The organism is Embleya sp. NPDC025285 (assembly GCF_055558835.1).
The window spans coordinates 1-25,408 of the sequence record NZ_JBVHLU010000129.1; the positions used below are offsets into that span (position 1 = coordinate 1).

General features: G+C 72.4%; 21 protein-coding genes and 1 pseudogene. 9 read left to right on the plus strand and 13 right to left on the minus strand.

What is annotated here, in order from left to right:
• Nucleotides 1–46: 46 nt before the first annotated feature.
• Complete coding sequence (locus ACZ4FV_RS45865; protein ID WP_402238566.1) at nt 47–976, minus strand: proline dehydrogenase family protein; 930 nt, start codon at nt 974–976, stop codon at nt 47–49.
• A gap of 34 nt (nt 977–1,010) precedes the next feature.
• The gene (gene pruA / locus ACZ4FV_RS45870) at nt 1,011–2,639 is read right to left on the minus strand and encodes an L-glutamate gamma-semialdehyde dehydrogenase (protein WP_402238569.1); all 1,629 of its coding nucleotides are present in this window, start codon (nt 2,637–2,639) and stop codon (nt 1,011–1,013) included.
• A 259-nt stretch (nt 2,640–2,898) separates the two neighbouring features.
• On the opposite strand from pruA, the gene ACZ4FV_RS45875 reads away from it, so the two are divergent.
• Nucleotides 2,899–4,488, plus strand: coding sequence for a PucR family transcriptional regulator (locus tag ACZ4FV_RS45875; protein WP_402238572.1), 1,590 nt, complete (start codon nt 2,899–2,901; stop codon nt 4,486–4,488).
• Nucleotides 4,489–4,584: 96 nt separating this feature from the next.
• Here ACZ4FV_RS45875 and ACZ4FV_RS45880 read toward each other — a convergent pair whose 3' ends face one another.
• On the minus strand, nt 4,585–5,376 hold the full coding sequence (locus ACZ4FV_RS45880; RefSeq protein ID WP_395859505.1) for an SDR family NAD(P)-dependent oxidoreductase: 792 nt from the start codon (nt 5,374–5,376) through the stop codon (nt 4,585–4,587).
• Nucleotides 5,377–5,670: 294 nt separating this feature from the next.
• Between ACZ4FV_RS45880 and ACZ4FV_RS45885 the strand changes: the two genes are divergently transcribed.
• Entirely contained in the window at nt 5,671–5,943 is a 273-nt protein-coding gene (locus tag ACZ4FV_RS45885; RefSeq protein ID WP_395859506.1) for a hypothetical protein, read from the plus strand.
• 330 nt (nt 5,944–6,273) lie between these two features.
• On the opposite strand, the gene ACZ4FV_RS45890 is transcribed toward ACZ4FV_RS45885, so the two are convergent.
• The 4 genes from ACZ4FV_RS45890 to ACZ4FV_RS45905 all read right to left on the minus strand — a co-directional run bounded on the left by ACZ4FV_RS45890 (nt 6,274) and on the right by ACZ4FV_RS45905 (nt 12,260).
• A complete protein-coding gene (locus ACZ4FV_RS45890; RefSeq protein ID WP_395859903.1) occupies nt 6,274–7,434 on the minus strand; it encodes an acyl-CoA dehydrogenase family protein in 1,161 nt (386 codons plus the stop codon).
• Nucleotides 7,435–7,576: 142 nt separating this feature from the next.
• Nucleotides 7,577–8,569 carry a hydroxymethylglutaryl-CoA lyase gene (locus ACZ4FV_RS45895; protein ID WP_395859508.1) on the minus strand — a complete coding sequence of 331 codons (993 nt, stop codon included), beginning with the start codon at nt 8,567–8,569 and terminating at the stop codon, nt 7,577–7,579.
• A complete protein-coding gene (locus ACZ4FV_RS45900) occupies nt 8,569–10,644 on the minus strand; it encodes an acetyl/propionyl/methylcrotonyl-CoA carboxylase subunit alpha (protein WP_402238576.1) in 2,076 nt (691 codons plus the stop codon). The genes ACZ4FV_RS45895 and ACZ4FV_RS45900 overlap by 1 nt, the downstream gene beginning before the upstream one ends.
• An 11-nt stretch (nt 10,645–10,655) precedes the next feature.
• On the minus strand, nt 10,656–12,260 hold the full coding sequence (locus ACZ4FV_RS45905) for a carboxyl transferase domain-containing protein (protein WP_402238577.1): 1,605 nt from the start codon (nt 12,258–12,260) through the stop codon (nt 10,656–10,658).
• A gap of 77 nt (nt 12,261–12,337) precedes the next feature.
• Between ACZ4FV_RS45905 and ACZ4FV_RS45910 the strand changes: the two genes are divergently transcribed.
• Complete coding sequence (locus ACZ4FV_RS45910) at nt 12,338–12,898, plus strand: TetR/AcrR family transcriptional regulator (protein WP_395859511.1); 561 nt, start codon at nt 12,338–12,340, stop codon at nt 12,896–12,898.
• 104 nt (nt 12,899–13,002) lie between these two features.
• Here the strand turns inward: ACZ4FV_RS45910 and ACZ4FV_RS45915 are convergent, their stop codons facing one another.
• The 3 genes from ACZ4FV_RS45915 to ACZ4FV_RS45925 form a co-directional block, all read right to left on the minus strand.
• The gene (locus ACZ4FV_RS45915) at nt 13,003–13,512 is read right to left on the minus strand and encodes a hypothetical protein (RefSeq protein WP_402238580.1); all 510 of its coding nucleotides are present in this window, start codon (nt 13,510–13,512) and stop codon (nt 13,003–13,005) included.
• Between the two features lie 241 nt (nt 13,513–13,753).
• Entirely contained in the window at nt 13,754–14,410 is a 657-nt protein-coding gene (locus ACZ4FV_RS45920; RefSeq protein WP_395859513.1) for an alpha-ketoglutarate-dependent dioxygenase AlkB family protein, read from the minus strand.
• A gap of 19 nt (nt 14,411–14,429) precedes the next feature.
• A complete protein-coding gene (locus ACZ4FV_RS45925) occupies nt 14,430–15,254 on the minus strand; it encodes an enoyl-CoA hydratase family protein (protein WP_395859514.1) in 825 nt (274 codons plus the stop codon).
• 342 nt (nt 15,255–15,596) lie between these two features.
• Here ACZ4FV_RS45925 and ACZ4FV_RS45930 point away from each other — a divergent pair, with 342 nt between their 5' ends.
• Nucleotides 15,597–16,322 (plus strand): response regulator transcription factor, encoded by a 726-nt coding sequence (locus ACZ4FV_RS45930; protein ID WP_395859515.1) that lies wholly within the window; start codon nt 15,597–15,599, stop codon nt 16,320–16,322.
• Nucleotides 16,322–17,716, plus strand: a complete 1,395-nt coding sequence (locus tag ACZ4FV_RS45935) for a sensor histidine kinase (RefSeq protein ID WP_395859516.1) — start codon at nt 16,322–16,324, stop codon at nt 17,714–17,716. The genes ACZ4FV_RS45930 and ACZ4FV_RS45935 overlap by 1 nt, the downstream gene beginning before the upstream one ends.
• A gap of 167 nt (nt 17,717–17,883) precedes the next feature.
• On the opposite strand, the pseudogene ACZ4FV_RS45940 reads toward ACZ4FV_RS45935, so the two are convergent.
• The 3 genes and pseudogenes from ACZ4FV_RS45940 to ACZ4FV_RS45950 form a co-directional block, all read right to left on the minus strand.
• Nucleotides 17,884–18,042: pseudogene (locus tag ACZ4FV_RS45940) on the minus strand (hotdog domain-containing protein); the annotation flags it as partial.
• 23 nt (nt 18,043–18,065) lie between these two features.
• Nucleotides 18,066–18,257 (minus strand): hypothetical protein, encoded by a 192-nt coding sequence (locus tag ACZ4FV_RS45945; RefSeq protein ID WP_465326904.1) that lies wholly within the window; start codon nt 18,255–18,257, stop codon nt 18,066–18,068.
• Nucleotides 18,258–18,308: 51 nt separating this feature from the next.
• Entirely contained in the window at nt 18,309–19,208 is a 900-nt protein-coding gene (locus tag ACZ4FV_RS45950; RefSeq protein WP_402238588.1) for an alpha/beta fold hydrolase, read from the minus strand.
• Between the two features lie 218 nt (nt 19,209–19,426).
• On the opposite strand from ACZ4FV_RS45950, the gene ACZ4FV_RS45955 reads away from it, so the two are divergent.
• The 4 genes from ACZ4FV_RS45955 (at nt 19,427) to ACZ4FV_RS45970 (ending at nt 25,269) form a co-directional block, all read left to right on the plus strand.
• Nucleotides 19,427–20,887, plus strand: coding sequence for a glycosyltransferase (locus ACZ4FV_RS45955; RefSeq protein WP_465326906.1), 1,461 nt, complete (start codon nt 19,427–19,429; stop codon nt 20,885–20,887).
• Nucleotides 20,884–23,130, plus strand: coding sequence for an ArnT family glycosyltransferase (locus tag ACZ4FV_RS45960; RefSeq protein WP_465326909.1), 2,247 nt, complete (start codon nt 20,884–20,886; stop codon nt 23,128–23,130). The genes ACZ4FV_RS45955 and ACZ4FV_RS45960 overlap by 4 nt, the downstream gene beginning before the upstream one ends.
• A gap of 67 nt (nt 23,131–23,197) precedes the next feature.
• A complete protein-coding gene (locus tag ACZ4FV_RS45965; protein ID WP_395859520.1) occupies nt 23,198–24,472 on the plus strand; it encodes a VWA domain-containing protein in 1,275 nt (424 codons plus the stop codon).
• Nucleotides 24,469–25,269 carry a peptidase gene (locus tag ACZ4FV_RS45970; RefSeq protein ID WP_395859521.1) on the plus strand — a complete coding sequence of 267 codons (801 nt, stop codon included), beginning with the start codon at nt 24,469–24,471 and terminating at the stop codon, nt 25,267–25,269. Before ACZ4FV_RS45965 ends, ACZ4FV_RS45970 begins: the two co-directional genes overlap by 4 nt.
• Nucleotides 25,270–25,408 lie beyond the last annotated feature (139 nt).

Below are 25,408 nucleotides of genomic sequence, written 5' to 3' on the forward strand. Positions count from 1 at the left end.
CGGACGGGCCGACGTCGGCCCGTCCGGCGCTTCCACGTCGCCCCGTCTACCCCTTGGTGGCCATCGCGCGCAGGAAGAAGGTCAGGTTCGCCGGGCGCTCCGCGAGCCGGCGCATGAAGTAGCCGTACCACTCGGCGCCGTACGGGAGGTAGATGCGCATCAGGTCGCCGCGCTCGACGATCCGGGCCTGCTCCTCGGGCCGGATGCCGTACAACATCTGGAACTCGAAGCTGCCCGGCGCCCGCCCGGCCAGGTCCGCGAGGTGTCGCGCGATGGCGATCAGGCGCGGGTCGTGCGAGGCCACCATCGGGTAGCCCGCGCCCCCCATCAGGATCCGCAGGCACCGCACGTACGACCGGTCCACGTCGCCCTTGTCCTGGAACGCGACCGACTCCGGCTCCTGGTAGGCGCCCTTGCACAGCCGCACCCGTGAGCCTTCGTGGGCCAAGTCCCGGCAGTCCTGCTCGGTACGTCGCAGATAAGCCTGAAGCACCGCGCCCACCCACGGGAAGTCCTTGCGCAGATCGCGCAGGATGCCCAGGGTCGAGTCGGTCGTGGTGTGGTCCTCCATGTCCAGGGTGACCGTGGTGCCCACCCGCGCGGCGGCCGCGCAGATCCGCCGGGCGTTGTCCAGCGCGATCTGCTCGCCGTCGCCGGGCAGGAACTGTCCGACGGCGGAGAGCTTGACCGACACCTCGGCGCTGCGCGCGAGGCCGGTCTCGCCGAGCGTGCCGAGCAGCGACTCGTACGCGTCCACCGTCGCGTCGGCCTGGGCCCGGTCGGCGGTGTCCTCGCCGAGGTGATCGAGCGTCACCTTGCGCCCGGACTCGACGAGTTCGCGCGTGACCCGGATCGCGTCCGCGAGCACGTCGCCCGCCACGAAGCGGTCCACGATCGCCCGGGTCGGCGGCAGGTGCTCGACCAGCGAGCGGGTCCGCGGCGAGCGGGCCGCCGCGAGGATGGGGCTGCGGAGCATTTCTTCTCCCGAAATACCGGTGGGGTGAGGTGGGTCAGCCCATGTGCGGGTAGCGGTGGTCCGTCGCCGGGACGAACGTCTCCTTGATCGAGCGCGAGCTGGTCCAGCGCATCAGGTTCTGCATCGCGCCGGCTTTGTCGTTGGTGCCGGACGCGCGCCCGCCGCCGAACGGCTGCTGACCCACCACCGCACCGGTGGGGCGGTCGTTGATGTAGAAGTTGCCCGCCGCGAACCGCAGCACGTGCGCGGTGTGCGCGATCGCCTCGCGGTCCTGCGCGATCACCGCGCCGGTGAGGCCGTACGCGGACACCGACTCCATCTGGGCGAGCATCGTGTCGTAGGCGTCGTCCTCGTAGACGTGCACGGCCAGGATCGGGCCGAAGTACTCGTCCTTGAAGATGTCGTGGTCGGCGTTCGCCGAGACCAGCACGGTGGGTCGGACGAACCAGCCGACGCTGTCGTCGTAGCTGCCGCCCGCGGCGACCTCGACCGTGTCGTCGGCGTGCGCGCGGTCGATCGCGGCCTTGTTCTTGGCGAACGCGCGCTCGTCGATGACCGCGCCCAGGAAGTGGCTCAGATCGGTGACGTCGCCCATCGACAGCCCGTCGACGGTGGCCAGGAAGTCGTCCTTGAAGCCGGATTCCCAGATCGAGCGCGGGATGTAGGCGCGCGAGGCGGCCGAGCACTTCTGGCCCTGGTACTCGAACGCGCCGCGTACCAGCGCCGTGCGCAGCACGTCGTGGTCGGCGCTGGGGTGCGCGACCACGAAGTCCTTGCCGCCGGTCTCGCCGACGATCCGCGGGTAGGTGCGGTAGCCGGCGATGTTCTCGCCGACCGTGCGCCACAGGTGCTGGAAGGTCGCGGTGGACCCGGTGAAGTGGATGGCCGCGAGCGCGGGGTGCGCGAGCGCGACCTCGGAGACCGCGATGCCGTCGCCGGTGACCAGGTTGATCACACCGGCCGGGAGTCCGGCCTCCTCGAGCAGGCGCATCAGCAATACGGCCGAGAAGGTCTGGGTGGGCGAGGGCTTCCAGAGCACCACGTTGCCCATCAGCGCCGGCGCGGTGGGCAGGTTGCCCGCGATCGCGGTGAAGTTGAACGGGGTGATCGCGTAGACGAAGCCCTCCAGCGGCCGGTGGTCCGTGCGGTTCCACACGCCCGGGCTGCTGATCGGCTGCTCGGCCAGCACTCGGCGGGCGAACTGCACGTTGAAGCGCCAGAAGTCGATCAGCTCACAGGAGGAGTCGACCTCGGCCTGCTGCGCGTTCTTGCCCTGGCCCAGCATGGTCGCGGCGGCGATCGTCTCGCGCCACGGGCCGGCGAGCAGGTCGGCGGCCTTGAGGAAGATCGCCGCGCGGTCGTCGAAGGACAGGTCGCGCCACGCGGGCGCGGCGGCCAGGGCCGCGTCGATCGCGTCTCGGGCGTCCTGGGTGCCGGCGTTCGCGAAGGTGCCCAGGCGCGCGCCGTGGTTGTGCGGTTGCACCACGTCCGTGCGCTCACCGGAGCCCATCCGGCGCTCGCCGCCGATGGTCATCGGGAGGTCGATCGGGGCCGCGGCCAGTTCCTTGAGCTTCGCTTCGAGGCGGGCCCGCGCGGGCGTGCCGGGGGCGTAGTCGTGTGCCGGCTCGTTGACCGGGGCGGGGACCTGGGTCACAGCGTCCAAAACGGCGCTCCTCTTCGGTGATCCGATGTTCGGTGATCGATCCGAATGTTCGGATGATCGACGTGTTCGGTGATCTGGGCGGTCTCGGCGTTCGGCGGTCCGGGTGAGCGGTGCTTCGCCGGACGCCTGATCCGCGCCGAGACGGGCATGGCTCTCGACCCCAACGCTAGGCCGGACTCGGCCTCGGGTGTTTATCCGATCGGTTAAACTCGAAACACCCAACTTGGCTCATCGGCCAACATTCCCGAAGGGGTCGAAAGTGGCCGAAACCGGCGTCCCGCTGCGTGAACTGCTGGCCGCTCTGGGTGGCCCGGTCGGCGACGGCCCGGTCCGGGTCGCGGCGGCGGCCGGCGGCCTGGAGGGCCTGGTCCGACACGTGTCGATCCTCGACCCGGAGGAGGAGCCGCACACGATGCCGGGCGACCTGCTCCTGGCGGTCGGCCTGCGCGGCCGGGCGGCGGCGGGCACGGTGCGCGCGGCGGGCGTGGCCGGTGCGACGGCGGTCGCGGTCAAGGGTGAACACGCGGCGCTGCGCGAGGTCGCCGACACGGCGGGCGTGGTGTTGCTCTCGGTACGCCCGGAGGCCCGCTGGGAGCAGGTGGCCGCGCTCGCGCACGCCGCGTTGGACGAACGCCCGGACGCCGAACCACCGGACGGCGGCGACCTGTTCTCGCTCGCCCAGACCACCGCGATGCTCACCGGCGGCGGGGTCAGCATCGAGGACAGCGCCAACCGGGTGCTCGCCTACTCGCGCGCGACCGGGCCGGACGAGGCGGACGAACTGCGCCGGTTGTCCATCCTGGGCTGGCAGGGGCCGGAGGAGTACATGGCCCGGCTGCGCGACTGGGGCGTCTTCCACCGGCTGCGCACCACGGCCGAGGTGGTCGCCGTCGAGGAGCGCCCCGATCTGGGCATCCGCCGCCGACTGGCGGTCGGCGTGCACGCGGGTGGGCGCTGGCTGGGCACGATCTGGGTACAGGAGGGCCGGCAGCCGCTCGCCGAACGGGCCGCCGAGGTGCTGCTCGGCGCGGCGCGAGTGGCCACACTGCACCTGGTCCGGCGGCGCACCCGGCTGCCCGCCGAGGCCGGCGTGACCCGGGAGAACGTCGCGGGCCTGCTCACCGGCGCCGTCGCGGCCCGGACCGCGGGCACCCAGTTGGGCCTGGATCCGGTGCGGCCGGTGCAGGTCCTGGGCTTCACCGTGCGCGCGAGCAGGCCGGACGAGCCGTCCCAGGAGTTGGCCAGGACCGAACTGGCCAACCTGGTCTCGGTATACGCGGCGGCCCGGCACAGCCACGCGCACGTCGCGCCGCTGGGCGCGCGGCTGTACGTACTGCTGTCCGCACCGCCGGCCGAGTCGGTGGTGCTCGGTTGGGCGCACGAGATCGCCGAGGCGGCGCACGGCCACCTGGACCTGGCGGTACGCGGCGCCGTCGGCGACCCGGCGCCGAGCCTGGCCCGCACGGTGGCGGCCCGGGAATCGGTCGACCGGGTCCTGGACGCGATGGCGGCGGGCGGTGTGTCGGCCGAGGTCGCGGCCCTGTCCGAGGTCCGCCCGGCGGTGCTGTACGGCGAGGTCCAGGCGCTGCTGACCGACCGGCGACACATCCGCGACCCCCGGCTGAACGCGCTGCGCGCGCACGACGCCGAGCACGGCACCGAGTACACCGGCTCGGTGCTGGCCTGGCTGGACGCGCTGGGCGACGTGCGGGCCGCGGCGGCGGACCTGCACATCCATCCCAACACGCTGCGCTATCGGATCCGCCGGGCCGGCGAACTGACCGGGCTGGACTGGGCCGACCCCAAGACCCGGCTGCTCGCCGCGCTGCTGCTGCGGTTGCCGGAGTGAGGCACGCGGATCGCGGTCGGCCCGCCGGGGGCGCCGCGCCCGGCGGTCGGTGCGCCGCGTGAGCCGCGCCTCGCGGTCGGTTCGCCGGCGCGGTGCTCAGACCCTGATGCCCAGTTCGGCCAGCAGGTCCAGGCTCACGTACTCGCCGCCGGTGCGCGAAGCCGGGCCGTCGCACAGTTCCAGGGTCGCGGAGACCATCTGGTCCATGGTCTCGATCTGATCGGGGCGCAACTGCCCGCCTACCAACTCCTCCGCGCCCTCACTGAGCACCGCGGCCCGCGGCTCGATCGTGTTCACCCGGATCCCGGTCCCGTACAGCTCCGCGGCCAGCGCGTTGGTGATCCGGTTCAACGCGGCCTTGGACGCCCCGTACACCGCGGTCTTGGTGCCCAACACGCCCAGTTCGAACGGCGGCCCCGCCCACGGCCGCGCGGTGCCGCTGGTCACGTTCACGATCCAGCCCTCGCCGCGCGTGGCCATCGCGGGCACCACGGCCTGACACAACTCCATCGGCGCGAGCACGTTGACCTCGAAGTGCAGCCGCGCCCGTCGTTGCGGATACACCCGCAACGACGCGTACGAGGCCATCGCCGCGTTGTTGACCAGGATGTCGATCGGCCCGCCGAGCCCCTCCTCGGCGGCCGGGACGATCCTGGCCCGCTGCCCCTCGTCGGACAGGTCGGCCACCACCACCGCGCTGCGCCGCCCGTGCCGGGCGATCAGCGTCTCGGTCCGCTCCAACGACCCGGCCAGGTTGCCCTGTCGCAACGTACGCGCGGTCACCGCCACGTCGGCTCCCTCGGCCGCGAGCCGCACCGCCAACGCCGCCCCGATTCCCCTGCTGGCCCCGGTGATCAAAGCTCTACGTCCCTCGAACCGCTTGGCCACGGCGTCCCTCCCTGGTCCCGGACAACTGCCTGCCCGCCACCATCCTCACAACAGTGGACTAGGTCAACCATCAGAACGCGAAATCCCACCTTCCGGAATCCCAGGCTCGACCGGCGTCCGCCCGGTCGCCGTGGCTTGGACGATCGTCGGCAACTCGGGGGAGATACGTCGGCGCCCCCGCATTCTCGCGGGGGCGCGCGCCGGGGTCGTGTGTGGTGCCCTCGTGCGCGCCGGCTGTCGGGCGGGGACCGCGCGATGCCATTCTGGAAGGCCCATCGCGAGCAGGAGGCCGCCATGCCCAGAACCACCGTCGTCCGTGGTGAGCGGATCGAGCTGCCGAATACGCTCGCCGAGATCCGGGCCGCGCTCCCCGAGGACCGTCGCGAGGAGTTCGACAAGGTCATGTACGAGACCCCGCTCGATCGGCTCGAACGCGACGCCATCCTGCACTGGGCGCTTCCTCCGGAGGCTCAGGAGGAGGACGAAGAAGATGCCCGCCGCATCAAGGCCGGGGATTTCAGCTTTGCCCAGTGGACGGACGGCGACGGAAACGCGGTGCCTCGATGAGCCGCTACTACGTGCAGTACTCCGACCGGGCCGAGGATGGCCTCAAGCCCCTGTCGGCCTCGCAGATCCGCGCCTTCAAATCGACCGTCGAATCAACCGTGGGCAACGACCCCTACGGGCACGGATCCAGTCAGGTGGGGTCCGACCGGGACCGCCGCGAGGCCACGGTTACGGGCGTGTTCATCCGGTACATGGTCAGCAACAGCGTGCTGGTCGTGAGCGTCACCCCGCGCCGTCTCGCTGTGAAACCGCCCATCCGCCCAGGACACCGACGCCGACCCACCGGGACGACGTGCGTCCCGGAAGGCCGGCCCCGATGTCCCGCCGCGATCAGCGCGGCAGCCCCAGCTCGCGGGCGATCAGCATGCGCTGGACCTCGCTGGTGCCCTCGCCGATCTCCAGGATCTTGGCGTCGCGCCAGAAGCGGGCCACCGGGTACTCGTTCATGAAGCCGTAGCCGCCGTGGATCTGGGTGGCGTCGCGGGCGTTGTCCACCGCGCTCTCCGAGCTGTAGAGCTTGGCCAGCGCGGCCTCCTTCTTGAACCGCTCGCCGTGCACCAGCAGCGAGGCGGCGTGCCGCCAGGCCAACCGGGAGTTGTGCGCGCGCAGTTCCATGTCCGCGAGCTTGAAGGCGATCGCCTGGTTGGCGCCGATCGGGCGGCCGAATGCCTCGCGTTCGCCGGCGTAGCGCACCGACTCGTCCACGCAGCCCTGCGCCAACCCGGTGGCCAGCGCCGCGATGGCCACCCGGCCCTCGTCCAGGATGGACAGGAACTGGGCGTAGCCCCGGCCGCGTTCGCCGAGCAGATTCTCGGCCGGGACGCGCACGTCGTCGAAGGACAGCTCCCGGGTGTCCGAGCAGTTCCAGCCGACCTTGGAGTACGGCGGCGCGACGGTGAAGCCCTTGGTGCCGGCGGGCACGATGATCGTGCTGATCTCCTTGCCGCCGCCGGCCTTCGTGCCGGTGACCGCGGTGACCGTGACGAAGCCGGTGATGTCGGTGCCGGAGTTGGTGATGAAGCACTTGCCGCCGTTGATCACCCACTCCCCCGTCGCCTCGTCCAGGCGCGCGGTGGTGCGCGTGGCGCCGGCGTCCGAGCCGCCGCCGGGCTCGGTCAGGCCGAAGGCGCCGAGCATCTCGCCGCTGGTCAGCTTGGGCAGCCAGGTCTCCTTCTGCTCCTTGGTGCCGAACCGGTGGATCGGCATCGCGCCCAGCGAGACGGCCGCCTCCAGCGTGATCGCGACCGAGGAGTCGACCCGGGCCAGCTCTTCGAGCACCAGGCCCAGCGCGAGGTAGTCGCCGCCCATGCCGCCGTACTCCTCCGGGAACGGCAGCCCGAACAGACCCATCCGGCCCATCTCGCGCACGATCGTGTACGGGAATTCGTGCTTCTCGTACAGCTCGCCGATCGCGGGTGCGATCACATCCTTGGCGAACTCGGCGACGGTGCGCCGCAGTTGCTCGTACTCGTCGTCGAGGCGGTGGTCCAACATGGGGCAGGCTCCCGGATTCGGTGGCGGGGCGGGTCGGCGCGCTCGTGGCGACACCGGTCCGTGGGTGGGTCGGTGGGCTGCGGGTGGGCGGTCGCCGGGGTGGGTCTTCGACGGTCCGGCGGGGGGTTGAAGTCCCGCTCTAGGAGGTCGGGTCGGTCAGTGCCAGGCCGTGGGCGTCCACCCGCTTGCCGGCGAGTGCCTGGACCGCGCGCGAGGGGCTGGGGCGGCCGAGCAGTTCGGCCATCCACACGCTGGTGGCCACCAGTGCGCCCAGGTCGACGCCGGTGTCGATGCCCAGGCCGTGCAACATCCAGACCAGGTCCTCGGTGGCCAGGTTGCCGGTGGCGCTCTCCGCGTACGGGCAACCACCCAGGCCGCCCGCCGAGGCGTCCACCGTGGTCACCCCGAAGCGCAGCGCCGCGAGCGTGTTGGCCAGCGCCTGGCCGTAGCTGTCGTGGAAGTGCACGGCGATCCGCTCGGCCGGGACGCCGGCCTCGGCGAAGGCGGTCAGCAGCGCGGTGACGTGTCCGGGCGTGGCGACGCCGATCGTGTCGCCCAGGCTGAGCTGCGAACAGCCCATCTCGACGAGGGCCTTGCCGACCCGGACCACCTGGTCGAGCGGGACCGGGCCCTCCCACGGGTCGCCCCAGCACATGGACAGGTAGCCGCGGGTGTCGATGCCGGCGGCACCGGCCCGTTCGACCACCGGGCGGAACATATCCAGCGATTCGGCCACCGTGCGGTTGAGGTTGCGTCGGGCGAACGTCTCGGTGGCGCTGCCGAACACCGCGATCCGTCGCGCGCCCAGCTCCAGCGCGCGGTCGAAGCCGCGTTCGTTGGGCACCAGGACCGGCAGCCGGCGATCGACCGTCGCGATCTCGTCGTCCGCGACGACGGCCGCGAACACCTCTGCGGCATCAGCGAGTTGGGGCACCCACTTGGGCGAGACGAAGCTGGTCACCTCGATCGTGCCCAGGCCGGCCCGGGCCAGCCGGCGGACGAACTCCACCTTGGCCTCGGTGGGCACCACGCCCGACTCGTTCTGGAGTCCGTCGCGCGCGCCCACCTCGTGGATGAACACCCGTTCCGGAAGCCCGGATTCACGGTGGGTGTCCGGCAGCTGTCGTGTCATCAGGTCTTCGCCTCCCGGTCGAGCGGTGCCTCGGGCAACCCGTCGAGCGGCACGGCCGGCGACCCGCCGATCGGCTCGTCGAGCGCCCCGTCGAGCGGTGCGGCCGGCGTCTCCGCCACCACCACCGCCGGCGCCTCGGCCACCACCAGCGCCAGCGTCTGGTCCATCGCCACCGACGCGCCGGCCGATACACCGATCTCGGTGACCACGCCGTCGAAGGGCGCGGTCAGCGCGTGCTCCATCTTCATCGCCTCCACCACGACCACGGTCTGGCCGCGGGTGACCCGGTCGCCGACCGCGGCCTTGACCACGGTGACCGTGCCGGGCATCGGCGAGGTCAGCGCGCCACTGGCCGCCGCGCCGCCGGCCGCCTCGGCCCGTACGGTGTCCACCTCGCTCACCCGCCAGGTGTCCGGGCCGTACGCGAGCCAGCGCACCCCGGCCGACTCGGCGGCGTAGTCGAAGCGCTTGGTCAGCCCGTCGTGGCCGACCACGAGCCCGCCCGGCACGACCCGCACCGACGCGGCGACCGGTGGGCCGCCGTCCACCGAGACCTCGCCGTCGCGCACCCGAACCTCGATCGGCTCGCCCGGCCCGATCCGCAACACGTGCGTGTCCCAGGCCGGCCCGCCGACCCGCCACCCGGTCTGCGCCGAGAACGGGTCCACCCAGCCGGTGCCGGTGATCCGCTCGGCGCGCGCCGCCAGCGCCGCCGCGACCGCCACCTCGGGCGGCGCCGGCCGGCCGATCAGGTTGTCCGTCCTGGCCTCGACCAAGCCGGTGTCCAGGTCGCCCGCGAGCACCGCCGGGTCGCCCAACAGGCGGTACAGGAAGCCCAGGTTGGTGGTCACGCCCAACACCCGGGTCTGCGCGAGGGCCGCCCGCAGTCGGCTGATCGCCGTCGCGCGGTCGTCGCCGTACGCGATCACCTTCGCCAGCATCGGGTCGTAGGAGCTGCCGACCTCGCCGCCCTCGCGCAGCCCGGAGTCCACCCGGACGCCCTCCAGGTCCGGCTCACACACCGTCAACACCCGTCCACCGGTGGGCAGAAAGCCCCGGTCGGGGTCTTCGGCGTAGATCCGCGCCTCGACCGCGTGGCCGTGCATCGAGACGTCGGACTTGCCGATCGCGGCACCGGCGGCGACCCGCAGTTGGCTCTCCACCAGGTCGACCCGGGTGACCAGTTCGGTCACCGGGTGCTCGACCTGGAGGCGGGTGTTCATCTCCATGAAGTAGAACGAGTCGGGATTCTCGGCCGGCACGATGAACTCGATGGTGCCCGCGCCCACGTAGCCGCAGGCCTTGGCGGCGCGCACGGCGGCGGCGCCCATCTCGGCCCGGGTGTCCGGATCCAGCAGCGCGGACGGGGCCTCCTCGATGATCTTCTGGTGCCGGCGTTGCAGGCTGCACTCGCGTTCGCCCAGGTGCACGACGCTGCCGTGGGTGTCCGCGAGCACCTGGATCTCGATATGCCGGGGGCGCTCGATCCAGCGCTCGATCAGCAGCGTGTCGTCGCCGAACGCGCCCTTGGCCTGCCGGCGGGCCGCCGCGATCTCGTCCGCGAGCAGCGCGCCGTCGTGCACCAGGCGCATGCCCTTGCCGCCGCCGCCCGCCGACGGCTTGATCAACACCGGGAAGCCGATCTCCCGGGCGATGTCCGCGAGTTCGCCGTCGGACATGCCGGCCGCGCCACCGCCCGGCACCACCGGGACGCCGTAGGCCGCGACCGTCTCCTTGGCCCGGATCTTGTCGCCCATCAGCTCGATCACCGCCGCCGGCGGTCCGACGAAGACCAGCCCCGCCCGCTCGACGGCGGCGGCGAACGCGGCGTTCTCGGACAGGAATCCGTAGCCCGGGTGAATCGCCCGGGCACCGGATCGCAGCGCCGCGGCGACCACGGCGTCGCCGTCGAGGTAGCCGGGCACCTCGACCGCCACATCGGCCTCGCGCACGTGCCGCGCGTCCGCGTCGTCCGGCGCGTACACGGTGATCGCGCGCACGCCCAGTCGGCGCAGCGTGCGAATCACCCGGACCGCGATCTCGCCTCGGTTGGCGACCAGTACAGCCTCGAACACGTCGTGACCCCTCACATCCGGAACAGACCGAACCGCGGCTCGGCCAGCGGCGCGTTTCCACACGCCGTCAGCGCCAGCCCCAGTACGGTGCGAGTGTCGAGCGGGTCGATGATCCCGTCGTCCCACAGCCGCGCGGTCGCGTAGTAGGCGTTGCCCTGGCGCTCGTACTGGTCGCGGATCGGCTGCTTGAACTCCTCCTCGCCGGACCAGCTCTCGCCGCGCGCCTCGATCTGGTCGCGCTTGACCGTGGCGAGCACGGTCGCGGCCTGCTCGCCGCCCATCACCGAGATCTTGGCGGTGGGCCACATCCACAGAAAGCGCGGACTGTACGCGCGGCCGCACATCGAGTAGTTGCCCGCCCCGTGCGAGCCGCCGATCACCACGGTCAGCTTGGGCACGCGCGTGGTGGCCACGGCGGTCACCATCTTGGCGCCGTGCTTGGCGATGCCGCCGTGTTCGTAGTCCTTGCCGACCATGAAGCCGGTGATGTTCTGCAGGAACACCAGCGGCACCCCGCGCTGGTCGCACAGTTCGATGAAGTGCGCGCCCTTGACCGCGGATTCGGCGAACAGGATGCCGTTGTTGGCGACGATGCCCACCGGGTGGCCGTGGATTCGGGCGAAGCCGGTGACCAGCGTGGTGCCGTACTCGCCCTTGAACTCGTGAAAGCGCGAGCCGTCGACGATCCGGGCGATCACCTCGCGCACGTCGTAGGGCGTGCGCGCGTCCGGCGGCACCACCCCGTAGAGCCCGGCCGGATCGACCGCCGGGGGCTCGATCTCGCGTACGTCCCAGGGCAGTCGCGGCCGGGCGCCGAGCGTGCCGACGATGTCGCGGACGATCCGTAGCGCGTCCTTGTCGTCGGCCGCGAGGTGGTCGACCACACCGGAGATCCGGGCGTGCACGTCGCCGCCGCCCAACTCCTCGGCGCTGACCACCTCACCCGTGGCGGCCTTCACCAGCGGCGGGCCGCCGAGGAAGATCGTGCCCTGGTCGCGCACGATCACCGTCTCGTCGCTCATCGCCGGCACGTACGCGCCGCCGGCGGTGCACGAGCCGAGCACGGCGGAGATCTGCGGGATGCCCTTGGCGCTCATCTGCGCCTGGTTGAAGAAGATCCGGCCGAAGTGGTCCCGGTCCGGGAAGACCTCGTCCTGCATCGGCAGGAACGCGCCGCCGGAGTCGACCAGGTACAGGCATGGCAGCCGGTTCTCCAGCGCGATCTCCTGCGCGCGCAGGTGCTTCTTGACCGTCATCGGGTAGTACGTGCCGCCCTTGACGGTCGCGTCGTTGGCCGCGATCACACACTCGCGTCCGGCCACCCGGCCGACGCCCGCGATGATTCCCGCCGCCGGCGCGTCGCCGCCGTACATCCCGTCGGCGGCCAGCGGCGCGATCTCCAGGAACGGCGTGCCCGGGTCGAGCAGCGCCTCCACCCGGTCGCGCGGCAGCAGTTTGCCGCGCGCGGTGTGCCGCTCCCGGGCGCGTTCGCCGCCGCCCAGGGCGGTGGTCGCCAGCCGGTCGCGCAGTTCGCCGACCGCGCGTTCGTGTGCTTCCGCGTTGGCCCGGTACGTCTTCGCCCCCGGGTCGGCGGCTGTGCCGAGCACGCTCTCCATGACACCGCCTCAAGTTAACCTTCGTTCACCTGCCCCCGAGGTTAACCACGGTTAATCCGAGTGTCTAGCATGGACACATGACCGTGAGCCGCCGAGACCAGATCCTGCAGGTGGCCGCCCGGCTTTTCGCCGAGCGCGGCTATCAGGGCGTGGGCATGGACGACATCGGCGCGGCGGTCGGGATCAGCGGCCCCGCGCTGTACAAGCACTTCCGGGGCAAGGAGGCGATGCTGACCGAATTGCTGGTGGGCATCAGCGAGCAGCTCCTGGCCAGAGGGCTGGAGCGGGCCGCGATCGAGGACCCGGCGCGGGCTCTGGACGCGCTGATCGAGGGTCAGGTCGAGTTCGCGCTGCGTCACCCGGACCTGATCACGCTGCACGACCACGCGCTCAACCAGGTGCCCACGGCCGAGCGGCACCGGATCCGCCGGGTGCAGCGCGCGTACGTGGAGATCTGGGTCGAGGTCGCGCTCAAGGCCCACCCGGACCGCCTCGACGACCGCGAGGCGCGCGCCGCGGTGCACGCCGCCTTCGGCCTGATCAACTCGACCCCGCACACCCTGCGCACGCCGCAGCGCGTGCTGGCGCCGATGTTGCGGCGGATGGCCCTGGCCGCATTGGCCGCGGCGGCGGGATAGCCCGGGGCCGACCCGGGGCGGGTCTTCGGCTCCCGGCGCATCGGGCGTGTCTTCGGTCCCCGGCCGCCCGGGGGCGTGGGTACCAACGCGCGCTTCGCGTTCGGCTACGCGGATCCGTACGGGATGTCCACCGCGTCGGTGCGGCCGGACCAGGCCAGGTCGAGATGCCAGCATCCCGGCGCGGGCAGGTCGATGTTGGACGGGCCGGGGCCGCCGATCACCTCGCGCGTGACGATGTCGCTGCCGCCGACCAGGGTCGCCTCGATCCGCAGCGTCCCACTCGGCCGCTCCACGCCGTCGGGCCGCGGGCGCACCGCCCACAGGATCTTGCTCGGCCGGCCGGGCCGGGCCGGGGCCGTGTACGGATACCCGAGCAGGATCGCGACGATCTCGCCGCGCGCGCCGAACACATGCGGGGGCGCGGCACCGGGCGCGAGGCCCACCCGCGCCCACTCGGGTAACTCGCCATGGTCGACGGCGGCCCCGCACGGGCCGCTCCCGTGCGCCGGCGACGCGGACACCACCGCCCGGTAGTGCGCCGGCCCGCCGCACGCGACCAGGACCGACGCGCCCACGGCGAGAAGCGGACCGACCCGGCGGCGTCGCGGTGACATGGCGCTCCCAATGGCTCGTGTGGCCGGTCCGATTCGGGCCGACGGCGATGCCGCGCGGTGGACCCGGGACTCCCGAGGAATCCGATGGGTGATCGACCGACTCCGCTCGGTGACTCGTACGAGCGTTCCCTTCCGGGCGTGATCCGTCAACCCCGTCCCGAGGGAAGAGACACCCGGCGTCGGACTCGGGGGTGCCCCGGGGTCGCGGCCGGGTGAGGGCCGCGCCCCGGGAGCGCGGCCCTCACCCGCCGGGTCGGCCCGACGCCCGGATGGTGATGTTGAGCCGCCCGGCGGCCAACCCGGTGCTCGGATCGCCGGTGCCCGGGCGGATCCTGGGCACGCCGTGGTACGCGAGGCGGGACGGGCCGCCGAACACCACCAGGTCGCCGCCGCGCAGTTCCACGTCCGTCCACGGGCGGGTGCGGGTCTCGGTGTTGCCGAACCGAAAGACGCACGTGTCGCCGATGCTCAGCGACACCACCGGGGCCGGCGACTCCTCGTCCGCGTCCCGATGCAGACCCATCCTCGCGTCCGCGTCGTAGAAGTTGACCAGACCGATGTCGTACGGGTCGGCCGGGATCGAGCCGTACACCTCGGCCACCGCCCGCCGGGCCGCGTCGCCGAGCAGTGGCGGGAAGGGCTTGACCCGCTCACCGGTCGGCAGTCGCTCGGTGTAGCGGTACGGCTCCCAATGCAGTCCCAGGCTCACGCTGCGCACGCTCATCACGCCGCCCGACGGCATCACCACGTGCCGCATGCCGGCCGGCGGCGCGGCCCACGACCGCGCCGCCACCACCAGTTCGCGCTGCTCGTCGAGCGAGAGCCAGTCCGGTACGTGCCATGCTCCCGGCGCGATCTCGACCCGCTCCCGGGGCAGCGGGAACAGTTCGCCGTTCACTCCGCGCGCCGCCTCCCGCTCATCCGGTCACCCACTTCGGCTTGCGCTTTTCCCGGAAGGCCGCCATGCCCTCGGTCGCGTCGGGCGAGGCGAACAACTCGGCGGAACGCCGCGCGAGGGCTTGGCCGTCGCGGTCGAAGCCCGCCCGTACCGCGCCGGTGGTGAGCTTCTTGGACTCGATCAGGCCCTGTCGCGAGCACAGGCGGAACGAGGCGACCAGCGCGGCGACCGCGTCGTCCGCGCCGCCGACGCCGTCCACCGCCCGGGTGAGCAGCCCGATCCGCTCGGCCTCCACGCCGTCGAACACGTCGCCGGTGAGGAAGTATCGCGACACCGAGCGCGGGTCCATCCGCGGCGCCGTGGTCAACGAGATCACCGCCGGGCTGAGCCCCAGCCGCGCCTCGGTGAACGCGAAGGTGGCCTGCCCGGGCGCGATCGCCAGGTCCGCCGCGCCGACCAGACCGATCCCGCCCGCGCGCGCGTTGCCCCGCAGGTGCGCGACCACCGGCACCGGTACCTCGACCACCAGCCGCAGCAGCGCAAGCAGTTGCTCGGCGCCGTGCGCCATGCCGCCCGCGGCGGCCTCACGCAGGTCCATGCCCGAACAGAAGGTCGGCCCGGTGTGGGTGAGCACCACCGCGCGCACCCGCTCGTCCACGCCCGCCTCGGCGAGGTGGTGGCGCAGCCGGGCCACCAGGCGCGCGGACAGCGCGTTGCGGTTGGCCGGCGAATCCAGCGTGATGGTGGCGATTCCGTCGTCCAGGCTCATCCGCACCGGGTCGTCGGTGGTGGGCGGGTGCGTCGGCTCGGCGTCCGGGTTGCTGCGTACCGGCTCGGCGTCCACGGTTCTCCTCCGGGTTGGGGGCGGTCGGCGCGACGATCGGGGGTCACCCGTGCCGCGCGGGGCCGGCGCCGCGGTGGGCATGGTTGCCGTCGCGCTACCGGTCCCGTGGCCCTGGGGCCTGTCTTCAAACCCCCGTCGGAGGACTGAAGACACGCCCCAGATCCTCACATGAGCGGGTCATCCGCGACCGAACGGCGTCGCTTTCATGTTCCTTTCATGTCCGGCGCGCACATTGGTACGACACGCTTTGTGCCGAGTCCACACGGAGGGTGTCCGCGTGCGACCGTGGGGCGACCCGCAGTAACCGGTCCCCCGGATCCGCCGAATCAAGGAGTCGCCGCCATGACGCCCGCCGCCGACACCGGAACGCCGCACATCCTCGTCGTCGACGACGAACCCGCCGTTCGCGAGGCACTCGAGTCCAGCCTGCGCTTCGAGGGCTACCGGGTCACCCTCGCCGACGAGGGGGTGGCCGCGCTCACCGCGATCTCCGGCGACGCACCCGACCTGGTCCTGTTGGACGTGCTGATGCCGCGCATGGACGGCCTCACCGCGTGCCGGCGACTACGCGCGCGCGGCGACACGCTCCCGGTGCTGATGCTCACCGCGCGCGACGCGGTCGGGGACCGGGTCACCGGGCTCGACGCGGGCGCGGACGACTACCTGGTGAAGCCGTTCGAGCTGGACGAACTGCTGGCCCGGGTACGGGCGCTGCTGCGCCGCAGCGCGATGTCCGGGCCGAGCGAATCAGCCGACGACACGCTCTCCTTCGCCGACCTGCGGATGGACACCGCCTCGCGCGAGGTATCCCGGGCGGGCAAGCCGATCGACCTGACCCGAACGGAGTACACCCTGCTGGAGTTGTTGCTCACCCATCCGCGCCAGGTGCTGACCCGGGAGCAGATCCTGCGCAACGTCTGGGGGTTCGACTTCGAACCCGCGTCCAACTCGCTCGACGTGTACGTGATGTACCTGCGCCGCAAGACCGAGGCGGGCGGCCTGCCCCGGCTGGTGCACACGGTGCGCGGTGTCGGCTACGTGCTGCGCGTGGCGGAAACGCCGGCCTGATGCACCGTCACCTGCCACTGCGCGCCCGCCTGGCGCTGCTCACCGCGCTCGCCGTCGCGCTCGCCGTCGCGGCGGCGGCGGTGACCTGCTGGGTGCTGACGCGCAATCAACTGCGCGAGCAGATGGACCGCACGCTGGCCACCACCGGCACACCGTTCCTGAATCCGCGCGGTGGGCCCAGTTCCACCATCGCGGACATCTGCGGCCGGCCCGCTCCGCCGTTCCAGCGCGGCCTGTTGACCTACCAGGTGATCAGGGCGGACGGGTGGTCCTGCACTCAACTGGGCACCAGCACCGACCCGGTGGCCCCGGTCCCGGTGAGCGATGACGACAAGGCGGTCGCGGCGGGCGGCAAGGAGGTGACGTTCCACGACGCGACCGCCAAGGACGGCAGGCACGTCCGGGTGATGACCCAGCGGGTGAGCCGGGACACGGCGGTGTCGGTGTCCCGGCCGCTCGGCGAGATCGAGAGCTCGTTGGACAGCCTCGCCATGTGGCTGGTGGTGGTGAGCGCGATCGGCATCGTGGGCGCCGCGACCCTGGGCCTGTTGGTCGCCCGGGCCGCGCTCAGGCCGGTGGACCGGCTCACCGAGGCGGCCGAACACGTGGCCCGCACCGAGGACCTGGACACCGTGATCCCGATCGCGGGCAAGGACGAGATCGCGCGCCTGGGCCGCTCGTTCAACGCGATGACCGCGTCGCTCAAGGCGTCCCGGCTGCGTCAGCAGCGGTTGATCGCCGACGCGGGACACGAACTGCGCACGCCGCTCACGTCGTTGCGCACCAATACCGACCTGCTGCTGCGCAGCGAGCAGACCGGGCGGCCGATCCCGACCGCCGACAAGGAGCGCCTGCTGCACAACGTCAAGGCACAACTGGTCGAACTCTCCGACCTGGTCGGCGATCTGCTGCTGCTGGCCCGGCCGGAGCAGGTGCCCAACGCACCGCCGACCAGCACCGCCGCGCTGCACACCGCGGTCGAACGCGCGGTGGGGCGGGCCAGGTTGCGTGCGCCGGACGCGCGGATCGAGGTGGACCTCAGTCCCTGGTTCGTGCGCGGTGAACCCGCGTCGCTGGAGCGGGCGGTGGTCAACCTGCTGGACAACGCGCTCAAGTTCGGCGGCGCCGAGGGGGAGGCGAGCGTCGAGGTCCGGCTCGAGGACGGCGAACTCACCGTGCGCGACCACGGCCCCGGCATCGCCGAGGCGGACGTGCCGTATGTGTTCGAACGCTTCTGGCGCGCGCCCGCGGCGCGCGGCCTGCCCGGTTCCGGTCTCGGTCTGGCCATCGTGGCCCGCACCACCGCCGAGGCGGGCGGCACGGTGGCCCTCGAGCCCGCCGAGGACGGGCCCGGCACGATCGCCCGCCTCCGCCTCCCGGGCACATCGAGCTGACCGGATCGCCCCGGGCGGAACATCGGGTCGGCCGAAGCGAGGCGGACCGCGTGCCAAAAGCGTGGCAAGCCCGCGCGGCAACCGCGCTGGCGAAGGGTCCGGATGCGGGCGGTCGCCGTCGCCACCGCCACGGGTTCGCCGTCGGGACCGATGAGTTCGCCGGCCAGGAACGCGATGTCCCGGCCCCGCCGCACGACCCGTCCCCGGCCGACCAATCGTCCCGGACGAGCGGGCCGCAGAAACTGCACGTGCAGGTCGAGCGTCGGCGCGAACCCGTCCGCCGGCAACGTCGCGACCAGCGCCGGCCCCAGCGTGTCGTCCAACATCGCGGCCAGGAATCCGCCTTGGATCACACCCACGGGGTTGAGGAACGATCGTCGATCTCGAACGCCACCTCGATGGTGCCCCGCTCCGGATCGACGTCGACCAGCTTCCACCCGAGCAACGCCGCCGCGGGCGGCGGCGCGACCCTGCCCGCCACCACGTCCCAGAACGGCCCCTGCCCGCGTTGCCCACCCGGCTCCATGGCCCCGGTGAACACGACCCCACCGACGCCCCTGGGCCGCCCGGGGTGGAAGGCGGCCCTCGGGCGTCAGCCCTGGTCGGCGAAAGCGGCCAGGTGCTCCAGCAGCAGGCCCGTCAGGGCTTCCGCGCCGTTCTCCGGGACCCAGTGGTCGACGTCGGCGAGCACCTCGAAGCGGTACGGGCCGGTGACCGAGTCCGCGGTGGCCTCGGCCGCGGCACGGCCGAAGGCGGGGTCGCGGTCGCTCCAGACGTAGAGCGTGGGGGTGGCGATGTCGCCGATGTCGCGCAGCGCCTTCGGGTCGATCGCCCGGTACCAGTTCAACGCGCCGGTGAGCGCGCCCGGTTCGCGCAGGACGGCGAGGTAGCGCTCGGTGAACTCGGTGGGCAGCGAGGCGAACGCCGCGCGCAGGTAGGCCGCGTCGTCCCCCAACAGCTTCTCCTCGGCCACCCCGCGGGTGCGGAACAGCCGAATGTACGAGGACTGTTCCCGCTGTCCGGTGGAGTCGTCGCGGACCGCCGCGGTGAGTGCGAGCGGATGCGGCGTGGACACCACCGTCAGGGTGCGCAGCCGTTCCGGGTGCAGGCCCGCCACCTGCCAGGCGAGCGCACCGCCCCAGTCGTGGCCGACCAGGTCCACCCGGGTCGATCCGAGCGCGTCCAGCACGGCGATCACGTCGCCGACCAACTCGTCGCGCCCGTAGGCCGATTCCTGGGGAGGGCGGGCTCCCGGCGAATAGCCGCGCTGGTCGAACGCGATGGCCCGGTAGCCGGCCCGCGCCAGTCCCAGGAGTTGCGCCGTCCAGGACGCGGACGTCTGCGGGAAGCCGTGCAGGAACAACACCGGCCGGCCGGCCGCCGGTCCGGCCACGCGGGCGTTGAAATTCCATCCGCCCGCCGGGATCTCCACGGCCTCCACGAACGGTTGCGCGGAGTCCGCACCGACTGATCTACCCGCCGAGGTATTCATCCGACCTCCGGATCGCTGTGTCGCGCCGTACCGGTCCTGCGATCGGCAGCATAGGCGCGTCTCGGACCGCGAGATTCGCATCCCACCACCGTCCCGCGCCACCCCCCGTCCGTCTCCGTGCCCGGGACACCCCCGGTTTCCGGCCGCCGCGACGATTCTCATCCCACCTTAAGAAACGCCTCAGACGGCTCCCAGGCCCGCTCGACAACGTCACCGGCATGAGCCTGACGACACCGATTCGCACCCGGATCGTGGACGTGGTGGTGCCCGTGTACAACGAGGCGCACGTCCTGGCCGCCAGCGTGCGCCGTCTGCACGCCTATCTGCTCGGCGGATTCCCCTACGCCTTCCGCATCGTCATCGCGGACAACGCCAGCACCGACCGGACCTGGCAGGTGGCCCGCGACCTGGCGCGCGAACTGCCGCACGTACGCGCCGTGCACCTGGACCGCAAGGGCCGCGGCCGGGCGCTGCGCAAGGTGTGGACCGAGTCCGACGCGGACGTGGTCGCCTACATGGACGTCGATCTGTCCACCGACCTGGACGCCTTCCTCCCGCTGGTCGCGCCGTTGGTCAGCGGTCACAGCGATCTCGCCATCGGCACCCGGCTGGCCCGTTCGGCGGCGGTGGTCCGCGGTCCCCGCCGCGAGGTGGTGTCGCGGTCCTACAACCTGCTGCTGCGCGGGGTGTTCGCGGCGCGCTTCTCGGACGCCCAGTGCGGCTTCAAGGCGGTGCGCACGGTGGTCGCGCAGGCGCTGTTGCCGCACGTCCACGACGAGGAGTGGTTCTTCGACACCGAACTGCTGTTGCTGGCCGAGCGCAACGGGCTGCGGATCCACGAGGTCCCGGTGGACTGGGTCGATGATCCGGACAGCCGGGTCGACGTGCTGCGCACCGCGCTGGACGATCTGCGCGGCATGGCGCGGGTGGCCCGGCGGATCGCGGCGGGCACCTTCCGGGTCTCGGTCCCGCCCCGGGTACGCGAGGCGCGGCTGCCGCGCGGCATGCGCGCGCAGTTGCCGCGCTTCGCGCTGATCGGGGTGCTGAGCACGCTGGCACACCTGCTGCTGTACGTCCTGCTGCGCGACGGCATGGGCGCGCTCGCGGCCAACGCGCTGGCCCTGACCGTCACCACGATCGCGAACACCGCGGCCAACCGCCGATTCACCTTCGGGATCCGCGGCCGGGCCGGGGCCTGGCGCCATCAGGCCCAGGGCGGCCTGGCCTTCGTCGTCGGCCTGGGCCTGAGCAGCGCGACGCTGGCCGCGCTGCACGCCGCGACCGCCCGGCCCTCGCGCACGGTCGAGGTGGGCGCGCTGGTGGGCGCGGGCGTGGTCGCCACCGTCGTGCGCTTCCTGCTGCTGCGGGTGTGGGTGTTCCGGACCGCGCGAGTCGCCGCATCGGTGGGTCCGTTCGATCCCTCGGACCCGACGTCCGCGGCGGATCCGGGGGCTTCGGCGACCGCGACAGGCCCGGGCCGGGCGATCGCCTCGGTGACTTCGATCACGTCCGACGCGGCCGGCGGCTCGACCCCTTCGGCGGCTTCGACCGCCCGGTCCGTCCCGGCCACACGGATCTCCTCGGCCCCCTCGCACCGGTCCGCCGGCGCGACCGAATCCGCTGGTTCGACCGGCATCGACTCCGCCGGTTCGACCGGCTCGGCAGGTGAGGACGCATGACCGCCGTAGTGGCTCCGCTCCCCATACCGCGTCCCGACGCCGGCAGCGCGACCGGCAAACCCTGGTACGCCCGGCCGGTTCGCGGGCGCGAGGCGGACGCGCCCTGGGTGCGTCCCGCGTTCCTCGCCCTGCTGGTGGGCACCGGCCTGCTGTACATCTGGGGCCTGGGCGCCTCCGGCTGGGCCAACTCCTTCTATTCGGCCGCGGTCCAGGCCGGGACCGAGAGTTGGAAGGCGTTCTTCTTCGGCTCCTCGGACGCGGGCAACTCGATCACCGTCGACAAGACCCCCGCGTCGTTGTGGGTGATGGGCCTGTCCGCACGGGTCTTCGGCGTCAACGCGTGGAGCATCCTGGTCCCGCAGGCCCTGGAGGGCGTCGCCACGGTCGGCGTGCTCTACCTCGCGGTACGGCGCCGGTTCCCGGCCTGGGCGGGTCTGTTGGCCGGCGCGCTGCTCGCGCTCACGCCGGTCGCGGCGCTGATGTTCCGGTTCAACAACCCGGACGCGCTGCTGGTACTGCTGCTCACCGTCGCCGCGTACGCGGTGTTGCGTGCCCAGGAGAGCGCGAGTACCCGCTGGTTGGTGCTGGCCGGCGCGTGTGTGGGCTTCGGCTTCCTGGCCAAGATGCTCCAGGCGTTCCTGATCGTGCCGGCCTTCGCGCTGGTGTACCTGGTGTGCGCGCCGGTCGGGTTCTGGCGCCGGGTGGTGCAACTGCTGTGGTCCGGTCTCGCGTTGCTGATCGCGGGCGGATGGTGGATCGCCATCGTCGAACTGTGGCCGGAATCCTCCCGCCCCTACATCGGCGGCTCGCAACACAACTCGATCCTGGAACTCACGCTGGGCTACAACGGGCTCGGTCGGCTCAACGGCAACGAGACCGGCAGCGTGGGCGGCGGAGGCGGCGGACCGCGCGGCGGCGGTGGCGGCAACTGGGGTGCCACCGGGTGGGACCGGTTGTTCAACGCCGAGATGGGCGGCCAGATCTCCTGGTTGTTGCCCTCCGCGCTGATCCTGCTCGCGGTGGGCCTGTGGCTGACCCGACGCGCACCGCGCACCGATCCCGCCCGCGCGGCGATCGTGCTGTGGGGCGGCTGGCTGTTGATCACGGCGTTGGTCTTCAGTTACATGGCGGGCATCTTCCACGCCTACTACAACATCGCGTTGGCGCCGGCGATCGCCGCGGTGGTGGCGATGGGCGCCGCGCTGCTGTGGGAACGGCGCCGGGTCGTGCGCGCGGCGGCGGTCACGGCGCTGACCGTGATGGTCGGCGCGTGGTGGTCGTACCACCTGCTCGACCGGACGCCGGACTGGCATCCGTGGCTGCGCCACGTCGTGCTGATCGGCGGAGTCTTCGGCGGACTGGGCCTGTTCGGCGCCGCGCTGACCGCGCTGCGCGGGCTCGCGCCGGTGGCCGCCGCGGTCTCGGTGGCCGCGCTGCTCGCGGGACCTGCGGCGTACACGTGGGACACCGTCTCGACCGCCAAGGGCGGGTCGATCCCGTCGGCGGGGCCGGCCGGAATGGGCTTCGGGCGCGGCGGGCCCGGTGGACCCGGTGGCATGGCGGGCGGACCCCGGTCGTTCCAGGGCGGCCCGCCGGGACCGGCCCAGGGCGGCCAACCGGGCCAGGGCGGCCAGGCGTTCCCGGGCACCCCGGGGCAGAACGGCCAGGCCCCCGACGGCACCGGCGGCACGCGAGGGCAGCGCCCCACGCCGGGCAACGGCGGCGCTCCGCAGGGCAACGGCGGGATGACGCCCCGTCAGGGCGGCGGCATGGGCGGCGGCGGCATGGGCGGCGGCGGGATGGGCGGACTGCTCAACGGCAGCACACCCGGCAAGGAGGTCGTCGACACGCTGAAGCGCGACAGCGACGCGTACACGTGGGTGGCCGCCTCGGTCGGCTCGAACAGCGCCTCGGGCTATCAACTGGCCACCGGCAAGCCGGTCATGCCGATCGGCGGATTCAACGGCAGCGACCCCTCGCCGACCCTGGCCGAGTTCCAAAAGTTGGTCACGGACGGTCGGATCCACTACTTCATCGGCGGCGGAGCCGGCGGCATGGGCGGCGGCGCGGGCGGTGACGGCATGGGCGGCGGAATGCGCAGCATGGGCGGCAGCAACGCCTCCCAGGCCATCGCGACCTGGGTCGCGCAGACGTTCACCGCGACCACCGTGGGCGGGGTGACGTTGTACGACCTGACCGCGCCCGCCGGGAATGTTTCCGACGAATCGTCATCAACCGCCTGACGGGTTGTCAATCGGCCTACGGCAGACGGCAAACGGCGGGCCGTTTTGATCCGTAGGATCCTCCCCCGTGACGATCAAGATGCGAAAGGTCGGGGCCGGCTTGATCGGCCTGCTGACGACCTTGGCTGTCGTGGGCGGTTCCGCACCGTCCGCGATGGCCGACGAGACGAATCCGACCGGGCCTCCGCCGAAAGTCGAGCTGGTACTCGACGTGAGCGGATCGATGAAGGCCAACGACGCCGGCGGGATGACCCGCATGGACGCCGCGAAGAAGGCCTTCAACGAGGTCGTGGACAGCGTCCCGGAGCCCGCCGACTTCGGCGTGCGGGTGCTGGGTGCCACCTACCCGGGCAACGACAAGGCCAAGGGGTGCGTGGACACCCAGCAGTTGGCCCCGGTCGGCAGGCCCAACAAGGTCGTGATCAAGAACGAGATCGCCAAGCTGGCCCCGACCGGCTGGACCCCGATCGCGCTGTCGTTGCGCGAGGCCGCCAAGGACCTCGGCACCGGCACCGGCAGCCGTCGGATCGTCCTGATCACCGACGGCGAGGAGACCTGCGCGCCGCCCGACCCGTGCGACGTGGCCCGCGAGTTGGCCGCGTCCGGACTCAACCTGATCGTGGACACGCTGGGCCTGGTCCCGGACGAGAACACCCGTCGTCAGCTCTCCTGCATCGCGGAGGCCACCGGCGGCACCTACACCTCGGTGCTCAACGCGGACGAGTTGTCGCAGAAGGTCCAGCAGATCGTCAAGCGCGCGGTGCGCGAGGCGGACGAGACGCCCGCGTCGGTCAAGGGCAGCCCGAACGGCTGCCAGGACGCGCCGTTGCTGGCGCCCGGTGTCTACAGCGACCGCGAGGAGTTCAGCCAGCACCTCTGGTACAAGGTCCCGGTCAAGCCGAACCAGGAGTTGCGGGCCACCGCGACGGTGGGTTCCGACCGCAAGGTCGCGCGCGACTACGACGTGACGGTCACCGCGTTCAGCGAGGACGGCCGTGAACTGGTCGGCAACGCGGGGGCGGGCAACGGCCGCACGGACGTGCAGTCCGCCGGTCTGCGCTACCCGTACAAGACCGACAGTGACAACGCGAAGACCAGGACGATCTGCCTGGTCGTCACCAACGCGTTCGCCGCGCAGCCGAACGTGGCCACCAAGCCGGGCCTGCCACTGGAGTTGACGGTGGACCTGGTCCAGGCCACCGACAGCAAGGCCGCGAACGTGCACGGCCTGGGCCGCGGTTGGGTGTTCCTGGGCGTACTCGCCGGGTTCGGCCTGATTGCCGGGTTGTTGGCCGGCTGGCTGCGCCGGGCGTTCAAGGCTCTCGGGAAGGCGATGTCATGACGAGCGCGATCCGTGGAATCAAGCGGGCGTTGGCGACGGTCGCCGCGGCGTTCGTGGGCGTGACGCTGTTCGCGGCGCCGGCGATGGCCGATCAGGACGTGCCGCCGGGGACGTCGTTCCTGGGCGCGGGCACGCTCGCGCTCGGCCAGGACGCGCGCTGGTCGGCGTCCCAAGGCGAATATCTGTACTGGCAGTTCCCGGCCAAGGCGGGCAAGGAGATCCACGCCAAGGTGGATCTGGAGTTGGCCTCCGGCAACGCGCGCAGCGGCCCGGTGACCTACCGGATCGAGATCTACGACGGCCTGCGTCGGCGCCAGCCGTGCGTGGAGGGCAAGCAGGTCGCCACGGCGCAGAAGACCGACACCAAGCTCGGCCTGACCTGCACCCCGCGTACGGTCCGCGACTGGGCCGAGCCGTGGTCCACCGACCCGCTGCCCGGGATGTACTTCGTCCGGATCGCCGCGATGGACGTGCCCGACCTGGACGCGGGCGCCGCGACCAAGGTGACGGTGCGGGTGGACACCAAGGACGGCGACGACCAGGTACCGACCTCGGACCGGCGGCTGTCCGACCCCCTGGTGCCGATCACCAAGGCCGGCTCGGTGCTCAAGAGCGGCCAGACGGCGGATACCCGGTCGGTGGCCTGGGACCAGGAAGAGGACCACTGGTACCAGTGGGACTGGATGGACGGTCCGAACGCGCGGTGGTTCTGGACCGCGATGGCGACCTTCGTCGCCGTGGTGTTCGGCATCCTGGGCTACCAGCTGACCCGGAAGAAGCGGAGCTGGTTCGGCTGACACCGCCCGGCCGACGGTCCGTGGGCCGGGCCGACGCCCGGTCGTCGGCGTGGGGGGGGGGGGGGGGGGGGGGGGGGGGGGGGGGGGGGGGGGGGGGGGGGGGGGGGGGGGGGGGGGGGGGGGGGGGGGGGGGGGGGGG